This window comes from Streptomyces hygroscopicus subsp. hygroscopicus (assembly GCF_001553455.1).
In the GTDB taxonomy this organism is placed as follows: Bacteria; Actinomycetota; Actinomycetes; order Streptomycetales; family Streptomycetaceae; genus Streptomyces; species Streptomyces hygroscopicus.
The window spans coordinates 1-3,137 of record NZ_BBOX01000603.1; the positions used below are offsets into that span (position 1 = coordinate 1).

Genomic DNA, 3,137 nt, shown 5'->3' on the forward strand with positions numbered 1-3,137 from the left:
CGACCAGTCCACGTAGGGTGCCAGGGCCTGTTCACACTCCGCCACCCGGGCCGCGAACACCGGTGAGGCATCCAGCAGCGCGGCCCCCATTCCGGCCCATTGCGGGCCCTGGCCGGGGAAGACCAGTACCGGCCCCGGGCCCTGGGCCGTCGCGGCGCGGCCGGGGTGGACCAGGGCCGGGTGGGTGCCGCCCGCGGCCAGTGCCTCCACCGCCGCCGTCAGCTCCTCACGGGTCTCGCCCACGGCCACCGCCCGGTGATCGAACACCGACCGGCTGGCCACCAGCGACCAGCCCACCGCTTCCGGCGAAGCCACGGGCCCGGCGGCCACCCACCCGGCCAACGCCGCCGCCTGCCCGCACAGCGCCTCACTGCCCCGTGCCGAGATCACCCACGGCACCACCGTCCCCGGCACCTGGGCGGCGGAAGCGGGGACGGAGGCGGGGGGCCCGGCGGACTCGGCCGGGGGGCCCGGCTCGGGCGCCTGCTCCAGGATCAGATGGGCGTTGGTGCCGCTGATCCCGAAGGAGGACACCCCGGCCCGGCGCGGACGTTCGCCACGGGGCCAGGCCACCGGTTCGGTCAGCAGCCGCACCCCGCCGCCCTCCCACTCCACATGCGGGGTCGGCTCGTCGATGTGCAGGGTGACCGGCAGTGTCTCGTGCCGGAGCGCCATCACCATCTTGATCACCCCGGCCACACCGGCGGCCGCCTGGGCGTGGCCGATGTTCGACTTGAGCGACCCCAGCCACAGCGGCCGGTCCTCCGCCCTGCCCTGGCCGTAGGTGGCCAGCAGCGCCTGCGCCTCGATCGGGTCGCCGAGGGAGGTGCCGGTGCCGTGCGCCTCCACCGCGTCGACCTGGTCGGGGGCGAGGCGTGCGGCGGCCAGCGCCTGGCGGATCACCCGCTCCTGCGCTACGTCGTTGGGCGCGGTCAGTCCGTTGGAGGCGCCGTCCTGGTTGACGGCCGAGCCCCGGATCAGCGCGAGCACCCGGTGGCCGTTGCGCCGCGCGTCCGACAGCCGCTCCAGCAGCACCAGTCCGACGCCCTCGGAGAAACCGGTGCCGTCCGCTGCCGCCGCGAAGGACTTGCAGCGCCCGTCCGGGGCCAGTCCGCGCTGCCGGGAGAACTCGGCGAAGGCGGTCGGTGTGGTGAGCGCGGTGACCCCGCCCGCCAGCGCCAGATCGCATTCGCCCTGCCGCAGTGCCTGGCTCGCCAGGTGCATCGCCACCAGCGACGAGGAGCAGGCCGTGTCCACCGTCACCGCCGGCCCCTCGAGACCGAAGGTGTACGCCACCCGGCCGGAGACCACGCTGGTGAGACCGCCGGTCGTGGCATAGCCCTCGAAGCCCTCGGGGACCCGGGGCATCCGGGACAGGTAGTCCTGGCTGGACACCCCCGCGTACACACCGGTCCGGCTGCCCTTCACCGTCAGCGGGTCGACACCTGCCCGTTCGAACAGTTCCCAGGACACCTCCAGCAGCAGCCGCTGCTGCGGATCCATCGCCAGCGCCTCACGCGGGCTGATCCCGAAGAACTCCGCGTCGAAGCGGTCGGCGCCGTCCAGGAATCCGCCGTGCCGGACGTAGCTGGTGCCGGGGTGGTCGGGGTCCGGGTGGTAGAGCCCTTCCAGATCCCAGCCGCGGTCGGTGGGGAACGCGGTGATGCCGTCCCCGCCGGAGGACACCAGCTCCCACAGCTCCTCGGGGCAGCCGACACCACCGGGGTAGCGGCAGGCCATGCTCACGATGGCCACCGGCTCCTGGGCCCGCTCCGCCATCTCGCGCAGCCGCTCACGGGCCTGCCCCAGGTCCACCGTGACCCGCTTCAGATACTGGCGGAGTTTGTCTTCCGTACCCGACATCAGTCCTCACTCAGGTCAAGAGGGCAGTTCCCGGTCAAGAGGGCAGTTCCCGGTCGATGAACGCGAACAACTCGTCATCCGACGCGGAGTCGAGTGCGCCGTTGTCCACGGTGGGGTGGTGCCGGCCGGGGTCCTCGGCCGGTGTGCCGTCGTTCAGCCGCCACAGCAGCGTCTCCAGGCGCTTCGCCAGCCGGTCGCGGGCCCCGTCGTCGGGGGCGAGCCGCGCCACCTCGGCCTCCAGCCTCGCCAGTTCACCGAAGACCGGCGCCGCCGTGGCCGCCTGCGCCGGGCACAGCTTCCCGCGCAGTTCGGCGGCGATGGCCGAGGGCGTCGGATGCCTGAAGACGACAGTGGCGGGCAGCCGCAGTCCGGTGGCGGCGGCGAGCCGGTTGCGCAGTTCGACTCCGGTCAGCGAGTCGAAGCCGATGTCCTTGAAGGGGATGTCGTCCGGTACCGCGTCGACGCCGGTGTGGCCCAGCACCGCGGCGGCCTGGGCGCGCACCAGCGTGAGCAGCGTCCGGTGCTGTTCCTCCGCGGTCAGCGCCGCGAGCCGGGCGACCAGACCGGCGGCGGACGCCCCGGTGGCGGCGGTACGGCGGGGAGCCGGGCCGCCGTCGAGGAGCGTGCGCAGCAGGGCGGGCAGGGTGTCCGCGGGCCGAGCGGCCAGGGCCCGGAGGTCGAGCCGGACGGCTGCGGGCTGCGGGGCGCCGTGCCAGCAGGCGGCGTCCATCAGCCCCAGCGCCTGTCCGGCGGACATGGCGGCGATGCCGGAGCGGGACATCCGCGCCAGATCGGCCTCGGCCAGGTGTCCGGTCATCCCGCTGGCGTCGGCCCACAGGCCCCAGGCCACCGAGACCGCCGGGAGGCCCATGGCCTGGCGGTGAGTGGCCAACGCGTCGCAATACGCGTTGGCGGCGGCGTAGTTGGCCTGTGCCGGGCTGCCCATCACCCCCGCGGCCGAGGAGAACATCACGAACATGCCCAGCCGCAGATGCGCGGTGGCGGCGTGGAGGTGGGCCGCGGCCGTGGCCTTGGGCCCCCACACGCGTGCCAGTCGTTCCGGGGTCTGCGAGGTGACCACCGCGTCGTCCAGCACACCCGCCGCGTGGACGACACCGGTCAGGGGGTGGTCCGGGTCGACGCCCGCGACGAGGCCGTGCACCGCGGCGCCGTCGGTGACGTCGGCCGCCACGACGCGTATGTGGGCCCCCAGGTCCGCGAGGCGGGCCGTCAGCTCCTGTGCCCCGGGCGCGTCGGGGCCGGTACGGCTGACC

Annotated in this window: 2 protein-coding genes; both read right to left on the reverse strand. The window is 74.5% G+C overall.

Features of this window, described 5'->3' with window-relative positions; all coding sequences use genetic code 11:
- Nucleotides 1–1,863 (reverse strand): type I polyketide synthase (locus AXW62_RS39205; RefSeq protein ID WP_159061104.1); only part of this gene is annotated, 1,863 nt, incomplete at its 3' end.
- A gap of 34 nt (nucleotides 1,864–1,897) precedes the next feature.
- Nucleotides 1,898–3,137, reverse strand: a 1,240-nt coding sequence (locus AXW62_RS39210; protein ID WP_159061105.1) for a KR domain-containing protein, incomplete at its 5' end; no start/stop codon positions are given.